The sequence below is a fragment of the Pseudomonas pergaminensis genome (assembly GCF_024112395.2).
GTDB lineage: Bacteria > Pseudomonadota > Gammaproteobacteria > Pseudomonadales > Pseudomonadaceae > Aquipseudomonas > Aquipseudomonas pergaminensis.
This window is the reverse complement of the sequence record NZ_CP078013.2, coordinates 2690191-2709934: the sequence shown is the minus strand read 5'-3', so window position 1 is coordinate 2709934 and position 19744 is coordinate 2690191. Positions and strand designations below refer to the sequence as shown.

Annotated in this window: 27 protein-coding genes; 9 read left to right on the top strand and 18 right to left on the bottom strand. The window is 62.3% G+C overall.

From position 1 onward, the window contains the following. The first annotated feature begins 52 nt into the window (after window positions 1-52). Window positions 53-646 carry a TetR/AcrR family transcriptional regulator gene (locus KUA23_RS12345; RefSeq protein WP_252994031.1) on the top strand — a complete coding sequence of 198 codons (594 nt, stop codon included), beginning with the start codon at window positions 53-55 and terminating at the stop codon, window positions 644-646. Here the strand turns inward: KUA23_RS12345 and KUA23_RS12340 are convergent. Continuing rightward, entirely contained in the window at window positions 639-2327 is a 1689-nt protein-coding gene (locus KUA23_RS12340; protein ID WP_252994030.1) for a phospholipase D-like domain-containing protein, read from the bottom strand. The genes KUA23_RS12345 and KUA23_RS12340 overlap by 8 nt on opposite strands. 53 nt (window positions 2328-2380) lie before the next feature. Continuing rightward, entirely contained in the window at window positions 2381-2815 is a 435-nt protein-coding gene (locus KUA23_RS12335; protein WP_078048071.1) for a winged helix-turn-helix transcriptional regulator, read from the bottom strand. Window positions 2816-2933: 118 nt separating this feature from the next. On the opposite strand from KUA23_RS12335, the gene KUA23_RS12330 reads away from it, so the two are divergent. Further along, the gene (locus KUA23_RS12330; protein ID WP_078048070.1) at window positions 2934-3632 is read left to right on the top strand and encodes an SDR family oxidoreductase; all 699 of its coding nucleotides are present in this window, start codon (window positions 2934-2936) and stop codon (window positions 3630-3632) included. On the opposite strand, the gene KUA23_RS12325 is transcribed toward KUA23_RS12330, so the two are convergent. Continuing rightward, window positions 3622-4494: an NAD(P)/FAD-dependent oxidoreductase gene (locus tag KUA23_RS12325; protein ID WP_078048069.1), complete on the bottom strand. Its 873-nt coding sequence runs from the start codon at window positions 4492-4494 to the stop codon at window positions 3622-3624. The genes KUA23_RS12330 and KUA23_RS12325 overlap by 11 nt on opposite strands. Before the next feature lie 144 nt (window positions 4495-4638). On the opposite strand from KUA23_RS12325, the gene KUA23_RS12320 reads away from it, so the two are divergent. Further along, window positions 4639-5076: an Rrf2 family transcriptional regulator gene (locus KUA23_RS12320; protein ID WP_078048068.1), complete on the top strand. Its 438-nt coding sequence runs from the start codon at window positions 4639-4641 to the stop codon at window positions 5074-5076. On the opposite strand, the gene KUA23_RS12315 is transcribed toward KUA23_RS12320, so the two are convergent. Together KUA23_RS12315 and KUA23_RS12310 are read right to left on the bottom strand one after the other, a co-directional pair. Then, the gene (locus KUA23_RS12315; protein ID WP_100490950.1) at window positions 5073-5702 is read right to left on the bottom strand and encodes a ribonuclease T2 family protein; all 630 of its coding nucleotides are present in this window, start codon (window positions 5700-5702) and stop codon (window positions 5073-5075) included. The genes KUA23_RS12320 and KUA23_RS12315 overlap by 4 nt on opposite strands. Window positions 5703-5739: 37 nt before the next feature. Next, window positions 5740-6720, bottom strand: coding sequence for a Gfo/Idh/MocA family protein (locus KUA23_RS12310; RefSeq protein WP_099493936.1), 981 nt, complete (start codon window positions 6718-6720; stop codon window positions 5740-5742). Window positions 6721-6847: 127 nt separating this feature from the next. On the opposite strand from KUA23_RS12310, the gene KUA23_RS12305 reads away from it, so the two are divergent. After that, complete coding sequence (locus KUA23_RS12305; RefSeq protein WP_078048065.1) at window positions 6848-7210, top strand: NUDIX hydrolase; 363 nt, start codon at window positions 6848-6850, stop codon at window positions 7208-7210. Here KUA23_RS12305 and KUA23_RS12300 read toward each other — a convergent pair. From KUA23_RS12300 to KUA23_RS12280, 5 genes are all read right to left on the bottom strand, one after another. Continuing rightward, window positions 7196-7909, bottom strand: coding sequence for a transporter substrate-binding domain-containing protein (locus KUA23_RS12300; protein WP_099493937.1), 714 nt, complete (start codon window positions 7907-7909; stop codon window positions 7196-7198). The two genes, KUA23_RS12305 and KUA23_RS12300, sit on opposite strands and share 15 nt — an antisense overlap. A 291-nt stretch (window positions 7910-8200) precedes the next feature. Beyond that, on the bottom strand, window positions 8201-8668 hold the full coding sequence (locus KUA23_RS12295) for a periplasmic heavy metal sensor (RefSeq protein WP_099493938.1): 468 nt from the start codon (window positions 8666-8668) through the stop codon (window positions 8201-8203). Beyond that, window positions 8665-9096: a hypothetical protein gene (locus KUA23_RS12290; protein ID WP_252994029.1), complete on the bottom strand. Its 432-nt coding sequence runs from the start codon at window positions 9094-9096 to the stop codon at window positions 8665-8667. Before KUA23_RS12290 ends, KUA23_RS12295 begins: the two co-directional genes overlap by 4 nt. Next, a complete protein-coding gene (locus KUA23_RS12285; RefSeq protein WP_099493940.1) occupies window positions 9093-9671 on the bottom strand; it encodes an RNA polymerase sigma factor in 579 nt (192 codons plus the stop codon). The genes KUA23_RS12290 and KUA23_RS12285 overlap by 4 nt, the downstream gene beginning before the upstream one ends. A gap of 15 nt (window positions 9672-9686) precedes the next feature. Further along, entirely contained in the window at window positions 9687-9998 is a 312-nt protein-coding gene (locus tag KUA23_RS12280) for a YXWGXW repeat-containing protein (protein WP_252994028.1), read from the bottom strand. Between the two features lie 213 nt (window positions 9999-10211). On the opposite strand from KUA23_RS12280, the gene KUA23_RS12275 reads away from it, so the two are divergent. Then, window positions 10212-10352 carry a hypothetical protein gene (locus KUA23_RS12275; protein WP_177409459.1) on the top strand — a complete coding sequence of 47 codons (141 nt, stop codon included), beginning with the start codon at window positions 10212-10214 and terminating at the stop codon, window positions 10350-10352. Here the strand turns inward: KUA23_RS12275 and KUA23_RS12270 are convergent. After that, a complete protein-coding gene (locus KUA23_RS12270) occupies window positions 10349-10597 on the bottom strand; it encodes a DUF1652 domain-containing protein (RefSeq protein ID WP_078048059.1) in 249 nt (82 codons plus the stop codon). The two genes, KUA23_RS12275 and KUA23_RS12270, sit on opposite strands and share 4 nt — an antisense overlap. Window positions 10598-10844: 247 nt before the next feature. Here KUA23_RS12270 and KUA23_RS12265 point away from each other — a divergent pair, with 247 nt between their 5' ends. Beyond that, the gene (locus KUA23_RS12265; RefSeq protein ID WP_100490953.1) at window positions 10845-11789 is read left to right on the top strand and encodes a GGDEF domain-containing protein; all 945 of its coding nucleotides are present in this window, start codon (window positions 10845-10847) and stop codon (window positions 11787-11789) included. Window positions 11790-12047: 258 nt separating this feature from the next. Here KUA23_RS12265 and KUA23_RS12260 read toward each other — a convergent pair whose 3' ends face one another. From KUA23_RS12260 to KUA23_RS12240, 5 genes are all read right to left on the bottom strand, one after another. Continuing rightward, entirely contained in the window at window positions 12048-12308 is a 261-nt protein-coding gene (locus KUA23_RS12260; protein WP_252994027.1) for a hypothetical protein, read from the bottom strand. Between the two features lie 4 nt (window positions 12309-12312). Next, complete coding sequence (locus tag KUA23_RS12255) at window positions 12313-12759, bottom strand: GNAT family N-acetyltransferase (protein WP_252994026.1); 447 nt, start codon at window positions 12757-12759, stop codon at window positions 12313-12315. A gap of 74 nt (window positions 12760-12833) precedes the next feature. Continuing rightward, window positions 12834-13742, bottom strand: coding sequence for a helix-turn-helix transcriptional regulator (locus tag KUA23_RS12250; protein WP_252994025.1), 909 nt, complete (start codon window positions 13740-13742; stop codon window positions 12834-12836). A 36-nt stretch (window positions 13743-13778) separates the two neighbouring features. Then, window positions 13779-14474, bottom strand: a complete 696-nt coding sequence (locus KUA23_RS12245) for a fumarylacetoacetate hydrolase family protein (RefSeq protein WP_100490955.1) — start codon at window positions 14472-14474, stop codon at window positions 13779-13781. A 66-nt stretch (window positions 14475-14540) separates the two neighbouring features. Continuing rightward, a complete protein-coding gene (locus KUA23_RS12240; protein ID WP_214497607.1) occupies window positions 14541-15593 on the bottom strand; it encodes an AbrB family transcriptional regulator in 1053 nt (350 codons plus the stop codon). 109 nt (window positions 15594-15702) lie between these two features. Between KUA23_RS12240 and KUA23_RS12235 the strand changes: the two genes are divergently transcribed. Then, the gene (locus KUA23_RS12235) at window positions 15703-16602 is read left to right on the top strand and encodes a LysR family transcriptional regulator (RefSeq protein ID WP_078048052.1); all 900 of its coding nucleotides are present in this window, start codon (window positions 15703-15705) and stop codon (window positions 16600-16602) included. A 4-nt stretch (window positions 16603-16606) separates the two neighbouring features. Here KUA23_RS12235 and KUA23_RS12230 read toward each other — a convergent pair whose 3' ends face one another. Together KUA23_RS12230 and KUA23_RS12225 are read right to left on the bottom strand one after the other, a co-directional pair. Beyond that, window positions 16607-16936, bottom strand: a complete 330-nt coding sequence (locus KUA23_RS12230) for a hypothetical protein (protein WP_034104451.1) — start codon at window positions 16934-16936, stop codon at window positions 16607-16609. Window positions 16937-17028: 92 nt separating this feature from the next. After that, the gene (locus KUA23_RS12225) at window positions 17029-17469 is read right to left on the bottom strand and encodes a carboxymuconolactone decarboxylase family protein (protein ID WP_100490957.1); all 441 of its coding nucleotides are present in this window, start codon (window positions 17467-17469) and stop codon (window positions 17029-17031) included. Between the two features lie 183 nt (window positions 17470-17652). Between KUA23_RS12225 and pdxR the strand changes: the two genes are divergently transcribed. Next, window positions 17653-19038 (top strand): MocR-like pyridoxine biosynthesis transcription factor PdxR, encoded by a 1386-nt coding sequence (pdxR, locus tag KUA23_RS12220; protein WP_252994024.1) that lies wholly within the window; start codon window positions 17653-17655, stop codon window positions 19036-19038. An 80-nt stretch (window positions 19039-19118) separates the two neighbouring features. Beyond that, window positions 19119-19700 (top strand): LOG family protein, encoded by a 582-nt coding sequence (locus KUA23_RS12215; RefSeq protein ID WP_252994023.1) that lies wholly within the window; start codon window positions 19119-19121, stop codon window positions 19698-19700. The last annotated feature ends 44 nt before the right edge of the window (window positions 19701-19744 follow it).

Genomic DNA, 19744 nt, shown 5'->3' with positions numbered 1-19744 from the left:
GTCGGCGCGCATCACCTGCGCGCCCACCGTTTCCAGCCACGTCAGGACGCCAATGCCCAACCCCATTCCACGACGGCGCAACGCCGCCGTCACGCGCGAAGCCATCTTGCTCTCCGCGCGCAAAGCGTTCGCCCAATCGGGCTATGACGGCGCCGGCGTAGGTGAAATCGCCGCCGGCGCGGGGGTGACCGCGATGCTGGTCAACCGCTACTTCGGCTCCAAGGAGCAGCTGTTTGCCGAAGTGATCGCCGACACCATGGCCACCCCTATCATCCTCACCGAAGGCAACCTCCCTTCGCAAAACCTCGGACGCACCCTCGCCACCGCATTGGTCAGCATCACCGAAGCCGGCAGCACGCCGCTGGAAGGTTTCCTGATCATGCTGCACTCGGCTTCCAGCAAACGCGCCGCCATCATCGGCCGCGAACAGGTAGAAAAAGGTCACCAGGCGACCATGGCCGCCGCCCTCAAGGGCGCTCACCACGAGGAGCGCGCGGCGCTGGTGATGGCGTTGGTTTCCGGGTTCCAGATGATGCGCCAAATGCTCGAACTGTCGGCACTGGCCAAGGCCGATCCCCAGGTGTTGGTCGACCTGCTGACGCCGCTGTTCCAGCAGTTGGTGGATGGCCAACCCGAGCCTATTTGACGAACAACTCGCGGTCCCGCGCCTTCACATGACCGGGTCGGTAGTAGGCGTCAAACCAGGTTTTTTGCCCCGCTGCCGGTGGCTTGGCCAGGCGCAGGGTCTGCAGCGCACCGGGCTGGCTGGCATTGACGCGAAAGTGGAAGTGGTCAAATAGGCGCAACGCCTCGATGGCATACACCACGGCGACCTTGCGGTCTTCAATGCGGATCAGGTGGTCGCCGTTGTTCTTCTCCCCGCCCCCGGCCAGGTTGGATGACCCGGTGTACACCGTGGGGTTGGCGCCGTTGAAGTCGGTGACCACAAACTTGTTGTGCACCATGTTCCCCGCATTGCCCGACCATTCCGACCTGAACGGCGCCGGCGCGTTACTCGCCAGGTAAGCGAACGGCAGCAGCCCCACCGAGCCGTCCGGCTTGCGCACCGCCAGCTTGCCGGTGCGCTGGGCCACGCCATAGGAGAACAGCGCGCGCCGCATCAACTCATCCAGCGCGGTGCGCACTTTGCCGTTGATCAGGCTGAGGAACACGATGGAATACAGCACCGAGCTGGTGGCGTTTTCGATGCTAGTGGCGATGGGGTCCAGGGACAGTGCGCTGTCAGCATGGGGTGCAAAGCACAACGACACTTTGGAGCCCGGCTCGTCGCGCACCACCCACCACTTTTGCGCGAGCGGATGCTGGCGGAACATCGCGGGCGAATGCCAGTAAACATCGAATACCTCTGCAAACTTGCCCGCGACCCTTTCATCGTCGAACAACAGCACGTTATTGGCCTGGATATACAAACCACGCAGGGCAAAGTTGGTGGAGCCGCCCAGCACGCGGATCGCCTTGCCGGCGCGGCGCACAATCAGCACCTTATTGTGCTGCTGGCTGGAAAAATGCAAGCGTTTGACCTGCGCCCCGGCTGCGCTCAAGCGCGTGGCGCTGAGGTTTTCACAGCTGTCGGCGGCGCCCTGGTCGCCATGGTCATCGATGATTGCGCGCAGGCGCGGGCCGAGGTGTTCCAGGCGGCGCAGGAGGTCGGGCTCCTTGCTTTCGTAGATCAGTGCATCAAGGGTCAGCTCGGGATCGTTGGCCACTTGATCCAGCACCTGCAGAATCAACTGCCGTGCCTCGAACCCCAGCCATTGGTAATTGCGTTCGAACGGCGCCATGTCCAACGCCAGGTAGGCGCTGGGTGCAGAGCGAGCCGGCGGCAGGATACGTGTTTCATTATCGAAACGGTCGCCGTACGCCTGGGACGACGCAAAACCTCGGGTGAAGCCGATATTCACGAACTGGTTGAGGGTTTGCGCTTCGAGGCTGACCTGCCCCTCCACGCCCACACCCTTGCTCAGCACGCCGTCGGCGCGCATGTAGCAGGCGGTGACCCGGTAGCGGTAATAGCCCGGCAGGATCTCGCTGGGCACATGGATCCAGCGGAATTTCTGGAACGGCGCCTCGGTGGACGGAAAAATACGCGGGCGCTCGGGCGTGGGTGGGTAGTCGAAGTGCAACCGGTTGTGCAGCACGCCCCAGTGCGTACTGCCGGGGTAACGCACTTCGATGCTGAAGCCGACAAAATCGACGGTGGCGAGGTCGGGGGCCAGGTCGAATGCCAGCAGTGCAGCGCCCTCTCCTCGGTACAGCTTGAAGGTCAACCCTTGGAATGTTGTCTTGCTCTCGAAATCGGCGCTCAAGTGATGTCCCTTCCAATGGGAGACGTTCCTTAGAGTCTAGCGCCTGTGCGGCATCAAGCCAGTGGCGATTGCGTGACGATATCGCCGATGCCCAACACCCGCCCATCCTCGGCAACGATCTGCACGTTACGCAGCGGCTTGAGCGAGCGCGCATCCAGCACCTGGGCGCTGACATGCTCGGCCTCAGTGAAGGCTTGGCCCCATTGCGCCAGCGTCACCAGCACCGGCATGAGCGCGCGGCCTTTGTCAGTGAGCTGGTATTCGCTGCGCGCGCCGACTTCGCTGGTGTGCAACAGGCCCTGCTCGACCATGTCCTTGAGCCGTGTGGCGAGGATGTTTTTTGCCACGCCCAAGTGCTTCTGGAAATCACCGAAGCGCGTCACCCCGGCGAAGGCGTCGCGAATGATCAGCAACGTCCACCAGTCACCCACCACGTCCAAGGCGCGAGCCACCGGGCAGCCGTCGCCTTCCAGGCATTTGCGTTTCATCGTCGGCCCTCCAGGCAGGCGTAAAATTAGGTTGCATTATAGGACCAACAGGCTCAGGATAAAAACGGTTTCATTATTAAACCAAATTCATCCCTTATTTCGCAGGCTGGAGCGCATCATGGACATTCGTGGAAAAGTAGTACTGGTCACCGGCGCCAATCGCGGCCTGGGCAAAGCCTTCGTCAACGCCTTGCTGGAAGGCGGTGCAGCCAAGGTCTATGCCGGCGCGCGTGACCCCAACAGCGTCGACATCCCCGGCAGCACCCCGATTGCACTGGACATCACCGACCCGGCCAGCGTGCAGCGTGCCGCCGAGCACTGCACGGATGTCGACGTGGTGATCAACAACGCGGGGTTCCTGAAGTACGGCTCGTTGCTGGCCGAAGACAGCGTCGAGAACCTGCAGCAGCACTTTGACGTGAACACCTTTGGCACCCTGCGCGTCAGCCGTGCCTTTGCGCCGATCCTGGCCAAGCAAGGCGGCGGCGCGTTGATCAACGTGCTGTCGGTATTGAGCTGGCTGAGCCCTCCCGGCACCGGTGGCTACAGCACCTCCAAGTCGGCCCAGTGGGGCCTCACCAACGGCCTGCGAGGCGAGTTGCGCGAGCAGAACACCCTGGTCATCGGCGTGCACCCGGCCTACATCGACACCGACATGGTCGCCGATGTGCAAGCCCCCAAAAGCACGCCGCAGGAAGTCGTCGCCCTCACCCTGCAAGCCCTGAGCGAAGACCGCGAAGAAGTGCTGATCACCGACATGACCCATGCGGTGAAAGCCTCGTTGTCCACTGCCAGCCCGGTCTACCTCAACCACTGATCAAGGAAAAATGCGCGCCCACCCCGGCGCGCACGCCCTCGGCCACGGCCAGCGCCACGGAACCCGCGGCGAGGGAGGCATCGCCACAGGCAAACACACCAGGCACGGAGGTCTGGCGCATGTCATTGGTGAGCAGGTAACGGCCAGTGGGGCCGTCGGCCAACTCACACCCCAACTGTGCAGCCAATGGACTGATGTGCGTGCGAGACATCGTGAAGAGACCGTCGAGATTGAACACCCGGCCATCGTCCAATTCCAGGTCGGCACGCGCACCGCAAATCCTTCGTACCGCCCCGCTTTCCACACGCACCCCACGACGGTCCAACTGCGCCTGCTGTTCGGCATCCGGGGTAAACACGCCATTGGTAAACAAGGTGGTGGTGCCCCAGTCCGGCAGCATCAGCGCGTGGTGCATGGCCAGCGGTGAGGTCGCGAGTACCCCGATGCGGCCTTGATCCAGCTCATAACCATGGCAGTAAGGGCAGTGGAATACGTGCTTGCCCCAGCGTTCTTCCAGGCCTTCGATGTCGGGCAGCACGTCGACCACACCCGTGGCGAGGATCAAGCGCTTGCCTTCAAAGGTACCGTTATGTTCGGTGCGCACGCTGAAGCCTTCGGCCTCAACCACGCGGTCCTGCACCCACGTGACCGTCGCGTACTCCATCAGCTGGCTACGACCTTCGGCGGCGATGATCGCTGGCGTCTGCCCGTCCTGACCGAGAAACCCGTGGGACGTGGCTGCAAAGCGGTTGCGCCGCTGCCCGGCATCGATCACCAGCACCTGGCGCCGCGCCCGTGCCAATTGCAGGCCGGCGGACAGGCCAGCGTAGCTGCCGCCCACGATGATTACGTCGTACATCATGAAAATGACCCCATGCGGTGTGCCCCCGGTTATCCAGGCGCTTTCACGACACACCATAAGTTACGTAAAAATACGCCGTCAAGAGTCTCGCAACTTTTCAGGTTGCGAAGGATACTGTGCGCTGAATTGACCCGAGGTCCCTTGATGAGAAACGACACCCGTCTTTCGCGCATGCTGCATGTGCTGATCCATATGGGTCGCCATGAAGAGCGCGCCACGTCGGAAACCATCGCGCAGATGCTGGGCACCAACCCGGTGGTGGTGCGGCGCACACTCGGGCTGCTCAAGGAAAAGGGCTACGTCCGCTCGGAAAAAGGCCATCAAGGTGGCTGGAGCCTGGGCAAGCCGTTGAGTGAAATCACCTTGCTGGAGATTCACAACGCCTTGGGCACGCCGTCGATATTTGCCATCGGCCTGTCCACTGACCACCCGGAATGCCTGGTGGAACAAGCGGTGAACGCCGCGCTGACGGACGCCTTCGAGCAAGCCCAGGCGCTGCTGTTGAAGCGCCTGGGCGAGGTCACGTTGGCGCAATTGGCCGAAGATTTTGACGAGCGCTATCGCGTGGCGATGCTGCCTTAGCGCTGGGCGGGGATGCGGATATCGCCGTCGCGGCACTGGGTTTTTACGCTACGCGGGCAACCGGCGAACGCCAGGTCCTTGGTCAGGCACACCCGCACCTCCGACAGCACCTTGCCTTTGCAGATCACCGCCAGCCCATGGTTGCCCATGCGCGGGTTGCTCTCGCGAAACAACGCCTCGATCTCACTGGCCTGCAGCGACGGCGGCGTATTGAACGGCTGCAACGGCTGCGGAATAGTCACCACGCCCAATGCCTGGTCGGTTTTTTCCAGGTAGGCCAACGGCTCCAGCCCCGTGCACGTGCCGTGCTTGGCCCATTCGTGCTTGAGCAGCGACCGGGTCGGGAAAAGGGCCGCGCCCTTCTCGATCGCTTCGTGAGTCAACTGCGCTTGGGGTGCGCATGAGGCCGGCCACCCTCCCCGTGCGTACTGCGGCCACAAGCCGTGCAATACAAAACCGTAGCCCTTGCCCGAGCACTGTTCATTGTCCGGGTGCGTCAGGCAAAAGGTCGGCGACCACGACAGCGACAACACATAAAAATCAAACTCCCCCGGCGTACCTTGGGTACGCGGGGCCGCCCCTGCACTTGTGGCCAGTACCAGCCACAACGCCATCCAGTATTTCATCCGTCCGTTCCTTCCAAAAACAACAACCCTATCGCGCTTACCCCGGATGATTGGGGTTACGTTGTAGCACCTTGTCGAGGATGCGATCGGTCTTCAGCGCCTCGATGCCCAGTGACGGGTGCTCGGCATCGCCGCGAATATGCGCGTTCATCGCCAGCACGTGATGCCATTGGATATGCGCATGGCACGGCACTTCCAGCACCTCGTTGGTTTCACCTTCAAGGTGCAGGGGCTGGTCTTCGAAGACCGAGAAGCGGATGCGCCCACGGCTGCCGATCAGCTCCACCTGGTCTTCACGGCGGTCTGCGACGAAATTCCAGCAGCCCATGCCGAGTGCGCCCGAACTGAAGGTCCAGCACGCCGTCACGGCGTCCTCGGCCGCATAGCGCTCGGCTTGTCGCGCAGTAAAGCCCGAGACTTCGATGATGTCGCCGGCCAGGTACTGGAACAGGTCGAACCCATGGCTGGCCAGGTCGGCAAAGTAGCCACCGCCGGCAATGGCCGGGTCGGTGCGCCAGTTGGCGGCGCTGGCATCGTCGGCGCCCGGTGGTTTGCACAGGGTCCAGGTCAGATGGCGCAGCTCACCAATCCGCCCGTCCCGCAGCCAATCACGCACTTGCTGGAAGCGCGGCAGCGAACGCCGGTAGTAGGAGACAAACAGATGCAACCCGGCGCGCTCGAAGGTGCGCTGCATCAAAGCGCTTTGCTCGGCATTGAGGGACATGGGCTTCTCGACGCAGCAATGCTTGCCGGCCGCCGCGACCATCAGGCTGTATTCGAGGTGACTGTCCGGCGGCGTAGCGATGTACACCGCGTCCACCTCGGGGTCGTTGATCAGTGCCTGGGCGTCGGTGTAGAAGCGCGCGATGCCGTGGCGTGCCGCATAATCGCGCACCGCCTCTTCACGGCGTCCCATCACGGCCACCAACGCCGAACCTGGCGCTTTGTAGAAAGCGGGTCCACTCTTCAATTCAGTGACACTGCCACAGCCGATCATGCCCCAGCGTACGGTGCTCATCTGCTCTCCTCGTCCGTTTTGATCAATCGGGCAGTATCCACATCCCCACACGTCAGCGCCATAACCACTTAGCATGACAATTGCATTACACTTTTATGACACTCATCCCACTGCGGGGGCACAGACGATGAAAATTAGGGCCACGGTCATTTGCGAACACGAGGGGCATATCCTCTTCGTGCGCAAGGCCAGATCAAAATGGGCGCTGCCGGGGGGCAAGGTCGAACGCAACGAGCGTCCGGTCGGCGCGGCGGCCCGCGAGCTGGAAGAAGAGACCGGGTTGAACGTGGACGGCTTGCTGTACCTGCAGGAGCTCAAGGCGCGCGACACCGTGCACCACGTGTTCGAAGCTTCGGTGGTAAACCTCGCCGATGCAAAACCTTGCAATGAAATAATCGATTGCCAGTGGCATCCCTATGGCGCCATGGACGACCTGGACACCACCGACGCCACCCGGCACATCGTCAAATCCTTCCTACGTCGCCTGTAATTCAGCGCTCTGCCCGCTGGCCTCGAGACCTCGCTTTACCCCACCATTCTCTTTCTGCCGTTCGACAAAGGATCTGACGAACGCGGCAGCGGCTGCATGTGCCACCGGTACTGCCATGGCTTGGCGGATGGTCATGAAGTCATCCTCGACCAGGCGCCATTGTGCGCTCACCCGGGTGCGCAGAAAGTCCCGCACCCCCGCCGCCGCATCCAGCCCTTGCGCGATAAACCAGTCCACCGCGGCCGCCGACGTGGGCGCCCGTACCAACTCGGCGTGCGCCACCGTACGGCTCAGGTACAGGTCGTAGGCTGCGCCTTGGCCGACGGCGATGCGTCGACCCGCTGCATCCAATTGGGCGACGTGGGTAAAGGGCGAATCCGTCGCCACCAGGTAGGTGCCCTTGATCGCCACGTAGGGTGCGCTGAACGCGATCTCCTGCTCACGCACCGGCTCGATGGCCAGGAACGCCACGCGCCAGGCATCCTCGGCCAGCGCAGCAAAGACCTTGCCCGCCGCCTCGAAGGTGATCAGCGCCAACTCGACACCCAGCTCTTCAGCCAAGGCCTTGGCCAACGCCACTGAGACCCCCTGTGGCTCACCGCCCGCGCCGCGTTGCGCCAGCACCGGGTTGCCGAAGTTGATGGCAGCACGCAGCACGCCATCGGGGGCCAATTGTTGCAGTACAGCGGGATCAATCATCGAGCGCTCCTGGGCGGGTTCGTTGCACGGTCTTGCGGATCACAAACGGCAGCACGCCGCCGTGCTCAAGGTACCCAAGCGCTTGCAACACGTCGAGGTGCAAGGCCGTCCAAATGCAGAGTTGCGAAGCAGCCCTGAATCCACTTGGCCGCATCACCGAGGCGCTAGCATCGCCGGCAAGCCAGTGCCTACACGTACCTGCTTATGATCCAACCACACAGGCCGGCGTGCTCTTGCTTTTTGGTATTGATCTTAGGCGCCCCGTCAAACACGCTGGCCGTAATCCTGTACTCAAGACCGAGGCTTCTTCCCTCCTTCCTGCCCCCGCAAATACAACGCCTCCACCAACCTCTGCCGTTCTTCCCGAGGCAACGTCGCGGCAAACTGCGCCAACGTTGAATCCACCAACGCCCGCAACGCCATATCCGCCTCCCGCGCCTTGGCCAACTCCGTCACCAACACATCCCGGTCCAACGTCGGCGCCTCCAGTTGCTTGATCACCCCCAACCGCGCTTCCCGCCCCGCCATCACCAACGGCTGACTGTCCGCACGGTTCTGCCGCAGCAATGCGCGCAATTCCTTGCGCCGTTCCGGGGGCAACTTGACCATCGCCTGCCGCAACCCATGCTGGTTGACCACCGCCTCCACCGGCTTGGCACTCGCCACCCAGTGGTACCACCCACCGCCCACCCCGCCGATCAAAAACACATTGAGCAGCACCGAGACAAGCAACCACGGTTTCAGGGATTGGGCGCTCATTGCTCGGTGTCCTCGGCGTTGACGGAAAAGATGACCTGCGCATCGCCCTGATCAAACACACTGGGCAACACCTCGGCGGACACCATCGGCAGCGGCACGCTCATGGACGCCACCAGCATGCCGGTGACGATGCCGGCAATGCCCACCCCCACCAGCCCCGCAGGCGACAACCAACCGGCATAACGCGACCAGAACGACGCGCGACGCGGCGCAGACTGGCGAATCTTCCGGGTCAGTGCCGGGTCGAGAAAGGCCAGTTGATGGCTGTCCAGTTGGGCATCCAGCCAGCCAGCGGCGTGCACTGCGTCGCGCGCACTGGCATTACCGCTGTCGAGCAGCGCCTGGGCGGCGCCTTGCTCTGCCAATGGCCAGCGCTGTAGATTGGCCCCGTAGGCGTCGGCCAGATAAGCAAATCGTTCAGGTGTCATGATGTTCCCCTTCCTGGGCGGGCAAGCCCGGGTGTGTCGGCAAGTTGACTGCGCAACTGGCGCCGGGCCCGCGACAGCAGGCTCTCCAGTGCCTCGACGCTGATATTCATCAGGGCCGCGGCGTCGATGTTCGACAGCTCCTGGTAGTACTGCAACACAATCGCTTCACGCTGCCGCTCGGGCAACGCCGCCAACGCGGCGGCCATGCGAGCGCTGCGGTCGGCGGCTTCCAACTGTTCGTCCAGGGACGGCGTGGTGTCGACCAACGCCGCCGTGTCGTCGTCGCTCAACGGGCGCTCCTTGCGCCGGCGCAAGCGGTCATGGCACAGGTTGAGCGCGACCCGGTGCAGCCAGGTGTCGAAGCGCGCCTCGCCACTGCGCCAGCTGGCCGCGTGGCGCCAGATGCGCAGGAAGCTTTCCTGGGCCACGTCCTTGGCCTCATCGGCATCCCCCAGGATCCGGCTGGCAAGCGCCAGCAGACGCGGCAGTTTGCGCGTCACCATTTCGTTGACGGCCGCAGGCTCGTTGTTGCTGATACGTGCAAGCAGTTCAACGTCCGGATCAGTGTCTTTCAATCGGGCAATTCTCGGTCAGCGGATCCAATGCCCTTCACGCCAGTACCAATTGGGGCCATGGGCCTCCCAGTGGCCGGGCTCCCAGCGCGCGTTGCGCATCACCGGTTGCCAATGACCAGGCTCCCAGGCGTAGCCACGCCCTTCCCAGCGCCAGTGCCCGCGGTCCCAGACGTAACCGGGGCGCTCCACAGGGATCACTTCCACGCGTTGCGGCGGTGGCGCCTGGCGGATGATGATTTCGGTCTGGGCAAACACAAGGGTGCTGACAAACGCGGCGAGGGCCAGCGGAGCAAGCAAGGCAAAACGCAATTTGGCCAGGGGTCTCATGGCAACTCCTTCATGCAACGGGCGACAGTGCAGGTTGCTGATGGGTTGAACGGCGGGTGGTGAAAAATCCGTCGCAGAACGCGCGGATTATTTACGGGAGCAGTATTGCCCAGGGGATGGCGGGGCTTGATGAAATGTTTGAAAGCTTGGCGACGGATTTACCCACGTGGCGGCGTTGAAGGATTAACGCTGATCAACCCAAGAGGAAACACCATGTACCGCCGACTTTACATGCTGGTTGCCGCACTGCTGATTGTCAGCCTGAGCGGCTGCGTGATCGTGCCGGAACACCGCCATTGCTGCTGGCGTTATTACGGCGCCCTCGATGCGCCGAGCCACACCGTCAACGGCTAGCCCACCGCCGCAAACCCACGGCGCCCAGCCTTGATCTCGGTGCGCAACTCGCCAATCAGGTTTGAGATGGAACGGATGCTGTCCAAACCGTTGGGGGACACACCCGTCAGTAACAGCTCGACCCGGCCGGACACCGGTTCGAAGATATTGATGCGCAACGAGCCGTCGCTGTTGAGCGTGCAGTCGCACGTCAGCGGCAGGAACCCCGACGCCATGATGCGGTTGAATTCAACGATTGAAATCATGATAAGTCCCCTTCCCTGGGCCTCACCCGGTAGTTGTGATGGAGACAGAGTAGATGAGGTTTTACGGGGCATGTAGCGATTCATGCGAAAGTGTTAGCCAGGCCTCATTTCGCCTTGGAAACGTCGAATCGCTGACGCCAGAAAACCTGCCTTTGGACCTCTCGTCTGCTGTTGCGGCGAGCACTTGACTCGACGCCAGGATCGAAAGAGGCTCTTGGCTTTTCGCCATCATCCTGAGCAGCCCACCATGAGCATCGACCCCCCGAGCCAGCCCGACAGCGATGTGTACAAGACCTTGCTGGAGTCGACCAAGGCCATCCCCTGGCGCATCGATTGGCCGACCATGACCTTCAGCTACATCGGCCCGCAGATCGAGACATTGCTCGGCTGGGCGCCGCAAAGCTGGGTCAGCGTGGACGATTGGGTCGAGCGCATGCACCCCGACGACCGCGACTATGTGGTGAACTTCTGCGTGTCGCAATCGCGCGCCGGGGTGGACCATGAGGCGGACTACCGGGCGCTGACGGTGAATGGCGACTACGTATGGATTCGCGATGTGGTGCACGTGGTGCGCAAGGACGGTGAGGTCGAGGCCTTGATCGGCTTCATGTTCGATATCAGCGAGCGCAAGAAGACCGAAGAACACCTGGTGCGCCTGCAAAAACAACTTGAGGAATACTCCTACCAGGATGGCCTGACCGGCATCGCCAACCGGCGCATGTTCGACACCGTACTGGAACGCGAATGGGCCAGCGCCCAGCGCAGCCAGTTGCCGCTGTCGTTGATCATTCTGGATATCGATTTTTTCAAGCAGTACAACGACCACTACGGCCATATCAAGGGCGACGAATGCTTGCGGCACGTGGCGAACACCCTGTCCCAGGCGGCCAACCGGCCACGGGATTTCATTGCACGTATCGGCGGTGAGGAATTTGTGTGGTTGTTGCCGGAAACCGATGCGCAATCAGCCAGGCAAGTGGCGCAACGCTGTCTGCATCTGGTCCGTCAGCAACAGATCGAGCACGGCTATTCGACGGTGTCGAACCTGCTCACCCTGAGCCTCGGCGTCGGCACGCGCATCGTCAAACCTGATACGCCGATGCTGGAGTTTGTCGAAGAGGTCGACAAATTGCTGTACCAGGCCAAACGCACTGGGCGAATGCGTGCAGCATTCGCCGACGGCGAAGTGTGACGCAGAGGTCAAATCGCAGGCAAAAAAAATCCCAAGTAGCTGATGGAAACTTGGGATTTAAAAATGCATAAACCGTGGGAGGTGAACGCCCGGCTATAGTATCGAGTGATAAAAGCCGTCACAAGATTAATTTAATCCTTTCGTCGGATTAAAAGCGCTGTAAGTCATTCAATAACCACACCTTTTTTAAGGTGGGCAGGTATATAAGTGCCACTTTTTGGTGCAACTACCGGTGATATTTCCACTTATTAAAAAGGGTTATTGCGTTGTCGCACTTCTTGATACACGCCCCTTTAAATGCGTGCAGGTGTCTTCGGCTTCAATGCTGTGCGGCAGTACCGAACGCGCCACACTTTCCACCTGCCTGCACAGTGCCAGGCGCTCATTGGCCGCGTCCCGCTCGCGGTCAACCTCGGCATTGAGCCAAACAAAATAGACACCCAGCAACACCGCAACGCACAGCACGCCGACGACGAAGTAGCGAAAGCTGTTGGAGGACGGCGACTCGGGCGCGTTCATGACGTTACGGCGCCCTGCTCTTCTCGTAACGCACGTCGCCACCCTCGACCTGGCCGACCACCGCCCAGCCCAGCCGCTGATAGAACCCGTTGGCCCGTATGCCGTCGCGTCCGTCAGTGATCAGAAACAGCCGCTCATGGTGCTCAAACAGCGCGGCCTCGGCCACCGCCATCAATTGACGGCCCAGGCCCAGGTTCTCGTGGGTCGGCAACACAAACATCGCGAACACCTCGCCCCCGGCGAGGTCGACCATGCTGAACCCCGCGGGCTGGCCATCCACTTCTGCGATCCATACGCAAGGCGCCGCGCGGATGCTGTCGGCCAGCGCCTGTGGCGTGATGCCCAGGTCGGCCATTTGCTCGACACTCAAATGGTTTTGCACCACCGAGGTGCGAATGGCAAAAAGCGTGTTGACGTCGTCCTGTGTCGCTGTGCGGATCAGGGTTTGCATACTGGCCTCCCGGATGAAGGACGCAATTGTATGCAAATAGAAACACAGTGAATGTCGTGGATTTGTAAAACGCCCTACGGAGCCTCGCCATGCTGCTGGCGACGGAACTGCCCAGGCGTCACTCCATGGGCCTTGCGGAAACACCGGGAAAAGTACGCCTCATCGGTAAAACCGCAGCGGTGCGCGATGGCGCCAATCAGCTGCGCACTGTTGAGCAACAAGGTACGCGCCAACTGCATGCGCCGGTCGAGCACCAGTTGCGAGAAGGGTTTGCCGGTTTCCTTGCGCAATAGGTGGGTGAGGTAATTGGGGGACAGGAATGCGGCGGCGGCCGCGTCGGTCAGGTTGAGCGTCGGCTCATGCAGGTGCTCGCGGATATACCCCTGCACGCGCGCCAGTGCATCCTTGCGCCCACGCTGGGTGGCATTGTTGGCGGCGAAGGCTTGCAGGGGCTCGGCGTACTGTTCGCAGACCAGGCCAACCAGTTGAAACAGGTAGCCCTTGAGGCGCTCACGGGCGCCGAAGGTACGCTGGGCATCCAGTTCACGCATGTGGGTGAGCCAGGTTTGCACCTGCTCGAACGCCGTGTCATCGAGGATGAAATCCAACTGTTCCTGGAAACGAAACGGCGACAGCTCAGGCGCCTGGCCGATGGGGATGTCTTCCAGGTCCAAGGGGTCGCAGGTCAGCTGCGGCAGGAAAAACGCCTGGCTGAAGTTGATCAACATGAACTCGCCATCCGCGGGATGGGGAATCACATGCAAGCGATGAGGCAGGATAAACGCCAGGGCCTTGCGCGGAAACGGCCGCACTGCGCCACCGATATGCTGCACGGTGTCGCCGCCGAGGTTGATCTGGATCTGGAAGTACTCATGGCGATGGGGATGGGTCAGCGCCGCCCTGCCGCGTTTGTCGCGGATGTAGAAGTCGGGGCGGTCGCTGCGCTGTTCCATGCCATAGGTGGTGACGCGGGTGCCTGGCATAACGGTCTCTCGTGTGGCCTGGGCACCACTGTAGCCTCAACCCTGGCCGAGGGTGAAACGCAACTCGCCGATGCCATCGATGCCGGCGGTGACCACGTCGCCCGGCTGCAACGCGCCAACGCCTGCGGGTGTGCCGGTGAAGATCAGGTCGCCGGCCTTGAGCGCGACGGACCGCGAGGCATGGCTGATCACGTCACTGACAGACCAGATCAGGTCGGCCAGGTCGCCCACCTGACGCTGTTCGCCATTGACCTTGAGCCAGATCTTGCCGCTGGACGGGTGCCCGACCGCGCTAACCGGACGCAGTGCCGTGGTGGGCGCAGACTCGTCAAAGGCCTTGGCCCACTCCCACGGACGCGCGTGTTTTTTCGCCTGGGCTTGCAGGTCGCGGCGGGTCAGGTCGATGCCGAGGCCATACCCCCAGACGTGGGAAAGCGCCTGGTCCGGGCTGATATCCACGCCGTCCTTGCCGATCGCCACCACCAGTTCCACCTCGTGGTGCAGGTCGGCAGTCAACGGCGGGTAGGCAATCACCCCGTGCGCCGGCACCACCGCATCTGCAGGTTTCATGAAGAAGAATGGCGGCTCGCGGTCCGGGTCATGCCCCATCTCGCGTGCATGTTCGCTGTAGTTGCGGCCCACGCAGAACACACGGCGCAGCGGGAAGCGCGCCTCGCTGCCTTCTACCGCGAGGGATGGGATTGGCGCGGGGGTGAATACGTAATCAGTCATGGCCTGTGCCTCTTCGTTTACTTGGCGCCAGTATGGCCAGGGTCGCCGGGGCAAAGTTGGACAGGCTTACGCAGATTTTGCACTGACCGGTGCTTGCACCTGCGGCTGCGGGTTGAGCAGGCGATAGAGTGGCAGGCAGGCCGCCTGGATCAGCAGCATGCGGATCACTTGCATCGCCGTCACCAGGGTCACCGCCAGCCCCAGGGCTTCGGCGGTCAGGCTCATTTCCGGCGCACTGCCAGGCATCATGCCCAGGGCCAGCGACAGCCAGGGTATGCCCAACCCGGCGCCAAGCGCCCAGGCAACCACGGCGGTGGTGACCACCGACACGACCAATAACAGCATCACCTTGGCCAGCAGCCCTGGTGCGCGGCGAAAGAAACTGCGGTCAAACGCGACGCCCAATGCACAGCCGATCAACAACTGCCCGCTGCCACTGAGCCAGCCCGGCATGCTCATCGACAGATGATTGCAGCCCACTCCCACCGCGCAGATCAGGAACGGTCCGAACGTCCACGGGTTGGGCAGCTTGCACTGCTTGAAACCCAGGGCCGCCAGCCAGCCCATCGCCAGAATGAAGATCAGCCACGGCCAGATCACCGGCAAGGGCACAGGGGCAGCCACGGCGGGCATGCCAAAGGTGGCGACGGCAGGGACTGTCAGCAGGATCAGCAGCAGCCGGATGCTGTGGGCGGCGGCGATAAAGCTGGTGTCTGCCTGGCGTTGGCGGCCCAGGTGCACCATTTCGCTGGAGTTGGCGGGCATCAGGGCAAAAAACGCCGTGCCAAACCCCACGCCCCAGCGATGCAGGACCAGCACCGAACACAGCGCAAGCACCAGCGTCAGCAACACGGCCGTGACGATCAGCCCGAGGTGGGCCGCCACCTGCTGCATTACCGGCAAGGTGAAATGACAGCCAATGGCGACCGCCACAATCAGTTGCCCGGCTTGGCGGCCATGGGGAACTTCCGGCACCAGGCTGCCGGCGCAGCGCGTCAGCATCACCGCCACCAGCGAGCCGATCACCCAGGGCAAGGGCCACCCCGCCCAACTGGCAAGGCTGCCGCCCAAAGCACCGACGATCAGGGTGACAAGCCAATAAGGTCGAAAGTTGTGCATGGTGTGGCACTCGGCGTGGAGAAGAATGCCGACAGGTTATAGACTCGCCTTCATCACAGAAAATATCCATTTGTGAAACCAGTCATCACAGTTTGTTATGCGAGCCCGTATGAACCTGAAAGCGTTGGAGTACTGCGTCGAGATCGCCCGTCAAGGCAGCTTTACCAAGGCCGCCCACGCGTTGCACGTGGCACAGCCGGCGCTGAGCATGGCGGTGAGCCGGCTGGAAGACGAATTGGGAGTAGCGCTGTTCAACCGCGCCACGCGGCAGATCAGCGTGACCGCCGAAGGCCAGTTGTTCCTGGCGCGTGCCGAAGCGTGCCTGGAAGGACTGGCCGGCGCCCGACGTGAATTGCAGGACCTTACCCAACTGCACAGCGGCGAGATCCGCGTCGGCGTGCCGCCCATGTATGGCATCCGCCATATTCCCGAACTGCTGATGCAATTTCGCACGCGTTACCCAGGCATTGCCATGCATGTGGTGGAAGGCAGTGCCGATGACATCAGCGAACGCCTGGCTACGCGGGACATCGACGTGGCGCTGCTGGAGTCGCGGCGGGTTGATCCGGCGTGGGAATCGGTGTTGCTGGGCAGCGATGAGATGGTGCTGTGCATGGCCGAACAGCATCCGCTGGCGGGCGCGCCATCCATTTCGGCGCAACGCCTGCAGGGTGAACCGATGCTGGTGTTCGACAACACCTTCCTGCAACGCCATCTGCTGGATGCGTTTTGCAGCAACGCTCGCGTGCGTTTCACCATCGCCCTGGAGAGCAACTTTGTGCCACTGGTGATTACCGCGACGCGCAGCGGGATGGGCGTGTCGACCCTGCTGCGTTCGGTTCAGGAGCAGGAGCCGGGGTTGGTCGGCGTGTCATTCGAGCCGGCGCAGTTCATGCACTTCAACCTGTGCTGGCGCGCCAGTGAATACCTGTCCCAGGCCAATCGGCGGTTCATTGAAACGGCAAAGCAGTATTTCCAGGAGGACGCCAGCTCGCCGCTGTCGCGCTAAGGGGTTATTTGCGTGCGACCTTGTAGCGCACGCAATCCTGATAGAACCCCTGGCGAATCGCCTCGGGCTTGAGCCGTGAGCGGCTGTCGTAGGTTTGTTCGGTGATGCCCATGGCCATCATGCGCATCCACGATTTGTTGAATTTCATGGTCTGGATCTTCTGCCGCGCCGCGTACAACGACACTCCAGATAACTTGAGTTCCTGGGCCCTGGCGGCAGTGCCGGCGCCCCAACTGCACATGTACTTGTCACCCTCGCGCAGCTCCCGTGCCTGCACGGCAGCCGCGCCGCCGGCCAGGGAGCAGGCGATCAGCATGATTCCAACAGTGCGCATTTGCATCCTCACCTAACCACCTGAAAATAAAAGCGATTCTGGCGAGGATTTTGTTACAAAGGGGCCATTAAATTGCCTTATTGCGCAATGTTTCAGTGGGCCGCAGCAGGCGTGGTGCGAAAGGTGACGCCCAGGCGGTTGAAGGCGTTCATCAACGCGATGCCATACGTGAGGTCGGCCAGTTCCTTGGCGCTGAACTCGGCGGCGGCCGCTGCGTAATCCGCGTCCGACACATCGCTGCGGGTCACGGCTTCGGCAAAGGCCAGGGCGATGCGCTCACGGGGCGTGAATACATTGCGGGCATCGTGCCACACCGGCACCAATACCAGCTTGTCCACGGCCAGGCCTTGCTTGAGCAGGTCACGCGAGTGCATGTCGATGCAGAATGCGCAGCCGTTTATCTGCGACACGCGCAGGTAGACCAGGTCGATCAGCGCTTTGGGCAAGCCGCTGTTTTGCAGGTAGACATAAACGCCGCCGAAAGCCTTGTAACCTTCCGGGGATGCTTGGGTGTAGTCGAGGCGAGTGGTCATGATGAATCCTGTTTAGGTTGAGTGAAGGCACCATGTTGCCGCGCCATGGCCCACCCCTGAAGGGCCATGAACAGCCATGGCGACTGGACCATGATGGCCCAGTCAACACATCCGGTTATGGCACTTGGGCATAGGTCATGAAGCGACTACAGTGAGGGCAGCCGCGACCTGGAGATCGTTTCAATGCATACCTTGCCACCCCCAGACCCTGGCTCGACCGAGCCGATCTACCGCCAGTTGTATTGGCGGTTTCGCCGCGCGATTGCCGAGGGGTTGCTCAAGCCGGGCGAGCGCGTCCCGGCCGCACGGGCGCTGGCCAAGGAACTGGGCGTGGCGCGGGGCACCATCGACAACGCCTACGCCTTGCTGACCGCCGAGGGTTACTTCGAACCCCGTGGCCAGGCAGGCACGGTGGTTGCCCACGGCATTGCCAGCGCCCAGCCCACGCCGGTGGTCATCACGCCCTACAAGGCCGTACGGCAACAGGCGCAGGTCCTGCCCTTCCAGATGGGCCTGCCGGCCCTGGACGCCTTCCCCCGCAAGATCTGGTCGAAAATCGCCGCGCGCTGCGTGCGTGCCACGCAACTGGCGGACATGGCCAACCCGCCAATCGGCGGCCTGCCCGCGCTGCGCACCGCGATCGCCAGCTACCTGCAAGTGGCCCGGGGCATTCACTGCGCTCCGGAGCAGATCTTTGTCACCTCGGGCTACCGCAACACCCTGAGCCTGATCACCCATGCCTTGCTCAAACCCGGCGACGAGGTGCTGGTCGAAGACCCCGGCTACCCGCCGACGCGTCCGCTGCTGTCGTTCTTGCAAATCAACACGACCCCCGTTCCGGTGGACCAGGATGGCCTGTGCGTGTCCCCCACCAGCACCGCACGCGCAGTGATTGTCACGCCGGCCCATCAAAGCCCGCTGTGCGCTTCCCTGTCGCTGCCGCACCGCCTGGCCCTGCTGGACTGGGCCCGACGCGAACACGCCTGGATCATCGAGGACGACTATGACGGCGAATACCGCTATGTCAGCCGCCCGTTGCCTGCCCTCAAGAGCCTGGACCGCGATGGCCGGGTGCTCTACGCCGGCACCTTCAGCAAAGTGCTGTTCCCCGGCATCCGTCTGGCCTATCTGGTGGTGCCTGCGGCCCAAGTGGCGCGTTTCGAACAGGTCAGCCAAAGCTTCCTCGGCCATTGCCCGGAACTGACGCAGGCAATCGTCGCCAGCTTTATCGCCGAAGGGCATTTCGCCCGGCATATCCAACGCATGCGCAAGCTGTATAGCGAACGGCGCGAGGCAACTGCCAACGGCTTGCGCAAGGCAATGGGCGAACATGTTTCCATCGATGCGCAGCCTGGCGGCATGCACCTAATCCTACGACTCAAGGCGCCGCAATCAGACCGCCTGCTGGTGCAGAAACTGGCGGACGAGGGTATCTACGCGGAGGCATTGAGCGAGTGGGGTGTGGTGCAGCAGACCGGTCCCGGCTTGCTGCTGGGCTTTGCCAATATCGACTCCCAGGCCCGCGCTGAAGCCTTGGGGCGGCGCATCCTGGCATGCCTGATGGCCTAGTTGCCCGGGCATTTCTTGGCGCTGTCCGTGACAGCAACCAAGCATGAAACTGCCACGCCCTCCCCCAACCAGGAGTTCCGATGCGCAGTATCACGGTTTTTTGCGGTTCCAATGTCGGCGCAAGCCCCCAGTACGCCGAGGACGCCAAGGCCCTGGGTCGAGAAATCGCCCGGCGTGGCATTCGACTGGTCTACGGCGGCAGCGCCAAGGGCTTGATGGGTGTGATTGCCGACAGTGCGCTGGCCGAAGGTGGCGAAGTGATCGGCATCATCACCCGATTGCTGCATGACCTTGGGCACCTGCAACCGGGGCTCAGCGCCTATGAAACCCTGCCGGACATGCGCAGCCGCAAAGCGCGCATGAGCGAACTGGCCGATGGTTTCATCGCCCTGCCCGGTGGCCTCGGCACCTTCGAAGAAGTGTTGGAAGCGATGACCTTGACGCAATTGGGCGAGCACCACAAAGGCGTGGCCTGCCTGAATACCGCCAATTTCTTTGCACCGCTGCGCAGCGTGTTCGCACATGCCGTCAGGGAAGGTTTCATGAAGGCCGAACACGGCCAAATGCTGATCGTCGAAGACAACCCCGGCGCCCTGCTCGATGCCCTTGGGCAGTGGCAGGCGCCGGTGGTCAACAAATGGATTGAGCCCGCTAAGCGCTAGCCCGTTTCGGCCTTGGCGATGCTGCTCCCGAATCCTTGCGCCAA

Coding starts and splice junctions, on each gene's coding strand:
- KUA23_RS12235 (WP_078048052.1), top strand. CDS start 15,703: ATGAACCTGAAAGCGTTGGAGTACTGCGTCGAGATCGCCCGTCAAGGC.
- KUA23_RS12315 (WP_100490950.1), bottom strand. CDS start 5,702: ATGAAATACTGGATGGCGTTGTGGCTGGTACTGGCCACAAGTGCAGGG.
- KUA23_RS12215 (WP_252994023.1), top strand. CDS start 19,119: ATGCGCAGTATCACGGTTTTTTGCGGTTCCAATGTCGGCGCAAGCCCC.
- KUA23_RS12255 (WP_252994026.1), bottom strand. CDS start 12,759: ATGCAAACCCTGATCCGCACAGCGACACAGGACGACGTCAACACGCTT.
- KUA23_RS12345 (WP_252994031.1), top strand. CDS start 53: ATGCCCAACCCCATTCCACGACGGCGCAACGCCGCCGTCACGCGCGAA.
- KUA23_RS12225 (WP_100490957.1), bottom strand. CDS start 17,469: ATGACCACTCGCCTCGACTACACCCAAGCATCCCCGGAAGGTTACAAG.
- KUA23_RS12270 (WP_078048059.1), bottom strand. CDS start 10,597: ATGATTTCAATCGTTGAATTCAACCGCATCATGGCGTCGGGGTTCCTG.
- KUA23_RS12240 (WP_214497607.1), bottom strand. CDS start 15,593: ATGCACAACTTTCGACCTTATTGGCTTGTCACCCTGATCGTCGGTGCT.
- KUA23_RS12335 (WP_078048071.1), bottom strand. CDS start 2,815: ATGAAACGCAAATGCCTGGAAGGCGACGGCTGCCCGGTGGCTCGCGCC.
- KUA23_RS12230 (WP_034104451.1), bottom strand. CDS start 16,936: ATGCGCACTGTTGGAATCATGCTGATCGCCTGCTCCCTGGCCGGCGGC.
- KUA23_RS12280 (WP_252994028.1), bottom strand. CDS start 9,998: ATGAGACCCCTGGCCAAATTGCGTTTTGCCTTGCTTGCTCCGCTGGCC.
- KUA23_RS12300 (WP_099493937.1), bottom strand. CDS start 7,909: ATGATTGATCCCGCTGTACTGCAACAATTGGCCCCCGATGGCGTGCTG.
- KUA23_RS12325 (WP_078048069.1), bottom strand. CDS start 4,494: ATGATGTACGACGTAATCATCGTGGGCGGCAGCTACGCTGGCCTGTCC.
- KUA23_RS12305 (WP_078048065.1), top strand. CDS start 6,848: ATGAAAATTAGGGCCACGGTCATTTGCGAACACGAGGGGCATATCCTC.
- KUA23_RS12320 (WP_078048068.1), top strand. CDS start 4,639: ATGAGAAACGACACCCGTCTTTCGCGCATGCTGCATGTGCTGATCCAT.
- KUA23_RS12290 (WP_252994029.1), bottom strand. CDS start 9,096: ATGACACCTGAACGATTTGCTTATCTGGCCGACGCCTACGGGGCCAAT.
- KUA23_RS12275 (WP_177409459.1), top strand. CDS start 10,212: ATGTACCGCCGACTTTACATGCTGGTTGCCGCACTGCTGATTGTCAGC.
- pdxR (WP_252994024.1), top strand. CDS start 17,653: ATGCATACCTTGCCACCCCCAGACCCTGGCTCGACCGAGCCGATCTAC.
- KUA23_RS12330 (WP_078048070.1), top strand. CDS start 2,934: ATGGACATTCGTGGAAAAGTAGTACTGGTCACCGGCGCCAATCGCGGC.
- KUA23_RS12245 (WP_100490955.1), bottom strand. CDS start 14,474: ATGACTGATTACGTATTCACCCCCGCGCCAATCCCATCCCTCGCGGTA.
- KUA23_RS12265 (WP_100490953.1), top strand. CDS start 10,845: ATGAGCATCGACCCCCCGAGCCAGCCCGACAGCGATGTGTACAAGACC.
- KUA23_RS12295 (WP_099493938.1), bottom strand. CDS start 8,668: ATGAGCGCCCAATCCCTGAAACCGTGGTTGCTTGTCTCGGTGCTGCTC.
- KUA23_RS12310 (WP_099493936.1), bottom strand. CDS start 6,720: ATGAGCACCGTACGCTGGGGCATGATCGGCTGTGGCAGTGTCACTGAA.
- KUA23_RS12260 (WP_252994027.1), bottom strand. CDS start 12,308: ATGAACGCGCCCGAGTCGCCGTCCTCCAACAGCTTTCGCTACTTCGTC.
- KUA23_RS12250 (WP_252994025.1), bottom strand. CDS start 13,742: ATGCCAGGCACCCGCGTCACCACCTATGGCATGGAACAGCGCAGCGAC.